The following is a 928-nucleotide window of genomic DNA, read 5'->3' on the forward strand; positions in this document are numbered from 1 at the left end:
GCCTTCCACCTCGTGCCCGACCACCGCGCGGCCACCTCGCGGCGCTACGCGAAAGTCGCGATGTTCGGCCTCATCGCCCACGGCCTGCTGTGCGGCGCGCCCGACGTGAAGGCCGTCTGGAAACGCGCCGCCGCGCTGAGCCAGACACAGCGCAAGGCCATCGGGCTGAACGTCCGCAACGAGCATGGCCGGTTGGTCATGCCGAGCTACGACGCCATCAACAACTTCATCAACGGAGTCGATCCCGAGGCGCTGGCCCGGGCCCTGAACTCCTGGCTGGCGGCCCATCAGGACAAGCTGCCCAAGAGCCTCGCGCTGGACGGCAAGGACCTCGGTCACCTGCTGGGCGCCATCGTGACCCTTTGCCGCCACGAGGACGGGCGGCCCGTCGCGATGGCCAGCTACAGCGGCAAGAAAGACGACTGCGAACTTCCCGTTGCCCAGAGGCTGCTGCGGGAAAGCGGCGACTTCCTCGAAAACGCCACGGTCACCGCTGACGCCCTGCATACTCAAAAAAAACCAATCTCCTGATCCACGAGTTCGGCGGCGACAACCTCGCGGCGATCAAGGACAACCAGGAAGAGTATCGCAAATACGCCGAAAGGCTGCTGGAGGGTCGTCCCGTGGACCTGGTCGGCGAGCTTGAGCGCGGTCACGGTCGCTTCGAGATCCGGGACCTCACCCTGGCTCCGGTGGAGAGTGATGTCAGCCCGTTCCCGCACATCGCGCAGGTGGTGAAGCTCACCCGGATTTACCGGGAGGCCAAGGCGGGTGCCGAGCCCCAGATGTCGGTGCGCCTGTTTGGCACCTCGCACCGTTACGGCAGCAAGAGCGCCGCGCAGATCGGCAAGATGATCCGCGACCACTGGAGCGTGGAGAACCTCAACCACTGGAAACGCGACGCGACCTGCTGGCGGGAGGACCGGGC

1 protein-coding gene and 1 pseudogene are annotated in these 928 nt (G+C 66.1%); both read left to right on the plus strand.

The features are described from left to right. Nucleotides 1–531 (plus strand): transposase family protein (locus ACG2LG_RS23970; RefSeq protein WP_396263411.1); only part of this gene is annotated, 531 nt, incomplete at its 5' end. A 92-nt stretch (nt 532–623) separates the two neighbouring features. After that, nucleotides 624–928: pseudogene (locus tag ACG2LG_RS23975) on the plus strand (hypothetical protein); the annotation flags it as partial.

Origin of the sequence: Haloferula sp. A504 (assembly GCF_044385805.1) — a bacterium.
In the GTDB taxonomy this organism is placed as follows: domain Bacteria; phylum Verrucomicrobiota; class Verrucomicrobiia; order Verrucomicrobiales; family Akkermansiaceae; genus Haloferula.